Origin of the sequence: Ruegeria meonggei (assembly GCF_900172215.1) — a bacterium.
Taxonomy (GTDB): Bacteria; Pseudomonadota; Alphaproteobacteria; order Rhodobacterales; family Rhodobacteraceae; genus Ruegeria; species Ruegeria meonggei.
This window is the reverse complement of sequence record NZ_FWFP01000026.1, coordinates 1-1,831: the sequence shown is the minus strand read 5'-3', so window position 1 is coordinate 1,831 and position 1,831 is coordinate 1. Positions and strand designations below refer to the sequence as shown.

The 1,831-nt window shown below is 48.5% G+C and carries 4 protein-coding genes; 1 reads left to right on the top strand and 3 read right to left on the bottom strand.

Features of this window, described 5'->3' with window-relative positions; genetic code table 11:
- The first annotated feature begins 110 nt into the window (after window positions 1-110).
- Window positions 111-410 carry a hypothetical protein gene (locus RUM8411_RS22370; RefSeq protein ID WP_085824934.1) on the top strand — a complete coding sequence of 100 codons (300 nt, stop codon included), beginning with the start codon at window positions 111-113 and terminating at the stop codon, window positions 408-410.
- 63 nt (window positions 411-473) lie between these two features.
- Here RUM8411_RS22370 and RUM8411_RS22365 read toward each other — a convergent pair whose 3' ends face one another.
- From RUM8411_RS22365 to RUM8411_RS23125, 3 genes are all read right to left on the bottom strand, one after another.
- Window positions 474-1,154 (bottom strand): NYN domain-containing protein, encoded by a 681-nt coding sequence (locus RUM8411_RS22365; protein WP_085824933.1) that lies wholly within the window; start codon window positions 1,152-1,154, stop codon window positions 474-476.
- A gap of 230 nt (window positions 1,155-1,384) precedes the next feature.
- Window positions 1,385-1,570, bottom strand: coding sequence for a hypothetical protein (locus RUM8411_RS22360; protein ID WP_085824932.1), 186 nt, complete (start codon window positions 1,568-1,570; stop codon window positions 1,385-1,387).
- Between the two features lie 32 nt (window positions 1,571-1,602).
- A partial coding sequence (locus RUM8411_RS23125) for a hypothetical protein (protein ID WP_234995329.1) occupies window positions 1,603-1,831 on the bottom strand: 229 nt, incomplete at its 5' end.

The window sequence follows — 1,831 nt, the reverse complement described above, 5'->3', positions numbered from 1 at the left end:
ATATGATCCGGAAGCGGCAATTCTCAAGCGATACGACTTCCGGCTTTCAGCTATTCGCCGAGATCGCAGGATAGGTGTATCCAGTAAGTCGCTGACTTTAGCCGTTCCAAATGTTTGCGACACATCCTGATGTAACTTTAAAGAAACTTGCCCTGCGCATCGCAAAGATGAAAGCTGCTCAGGAGTGGCTCCAGGAGGACGTTAGTCCCGAAGACCTCGCAAATATCTCGGCAAGCTTGTCCGATGATATTTCTATCTTGGAAAGCATGTTTCGAGAGACGTTTCCAAGCTATGACGAAAATGTAAAAATATTTGAGCGCGACCTTCGCAAAGCAACTAGTGCATATTTTGACGCCAATGAAACCACCAATAGGACCGCTAAGCGTGGTGAAGGAAAAGGGCGCGGATAACCTGATTGCTCGTATTCATTGATGAGACGGATGACCAACGATGTAAGTGCTGCTAAGCAAAAACTACTTGGCTCTCAGGTGTGGTGGAACCCACCACTCCGGCGGATCATATGCTGCAGGGCGTCTGATAATCCCCTTTTTCCCGTTTACGAACCCAGGGAAAAGGCATTTTTCGATGTGCAACTTGTTCAAGTGAATTTTCGCGTCAGCATACTGCATAATCTTATCTGAAGACGGGCGGTCTGGGGGCAACACTGATACCAAACGTTTTTGAGGAAAGCGTTGACGTAGAACCCGAAAGGAAGCCGCATGGTCAGAGTCTGCAGTCAGCAAGTATCCTACGTCAAACAGGTCATCTTGTGCGTCCATCACCGCCGCAAGAGCCATGTTGATATCAGTTTGCTTTTCCGAGTTCTCCTCGCGGCTCATGCCGCAATCATTACATTTTCTGGGCTGCGTGACATAATGTCCCCGCTCCACATACACATCTCTAGCTGACAGCGCATTAATGTAGGCGTTGTGCCGGTTTTTGGAACCACCCATGTCGGGTCGGAGGGCCGAAAAATACTTTGTAATAACAAGATGTTGACTTCTTGAGGGAATAATCATCTCTCCAAGGGCGCGCAGGTCCAACCATTTCAAGAACGGCTCATCAAACTCGTGCAGAGGGTGGTATATATTGAAACCATCGACATAGAGCGCTGCTCTAAGCTTGTTCTTTTCGGTATTGTTTTCTTCACCCATTGCGGTTAAAACCACCTCACATCGCTTGGCTATTCTTAGTCAGCAGCCCACTGGTTCCGACCGGTGGGTTTATTTTTTTGTGCTGGCTGTGCCTATTTATTTGTTCTAACAGGCTTATTGCACATCTGAAATCGGCACAACATCTCAATGCTCAAGAAAGAAATGTTGGTTCAATGGCACAGAGTCCATGCTGGGGCTGCGATTTCTCGATTTGCCAGAATGAGGTCAACTCATTTTCCCAAGTGCACCCGCCCAATCGCCTGATACACCTCCATCATAGCTTCCATAGCGGTTTCTACCTTGGCCGCAATCTCGGGATTGGCCTCTACCCATGGATGTTCGCCTACGTGTGATCCGTAGCAATCCATCAGGACGCTGGCGGTGTGCAGTGCTTCGTGTGCTGAAAAGTCGCTCATATCGGGTCTCCTCGAAAAAAGAGGTCCGGATATCACCAGAGCGCAGTCAATAACAACCAATCTTTCATCATGTGACTCACTTCACAGACCAACGCACTCGAATGCTGCATTCTGAGGTTGTAGTGAGTTGGCGCGGATGTGTCGCAAACATTTGGAACGGCTAAAGTCAGCGACTTACTGGATACACCTATCCTGCGATCTCGGCGAATAGCTGAAAGCCGGAAGTCGTATCGCTTGAGAATTGCCGCTTCCGGATCATAT

What these genes read in the sequence shown, in the direction of transcription:
- RUM8411_RS22370 (WP_085824934.1), top strand. Translation starts at nt 111, where the DNA reads ATGTTTGCGACACATCCTGATGTAACTTTAAAGAAACTTGCCCTGCGC.
- RUM8411_RS22360 (WP_085824932.1), bottom strand. Translation starts at nt 1,570, where the DNA reads ATGAGCGACTTTTCAGCACACGAAGCACTGCACACCGCCAGCGTCCTG.
- RUM8411_RS22365 (WP_085824933.1), bottom strand. Translation starts at nt 1,154, where the DNA reads ATGGGTGAAGAAAACAATACCGAAAAGAACAAGCTTAGAGCAGCGCTC.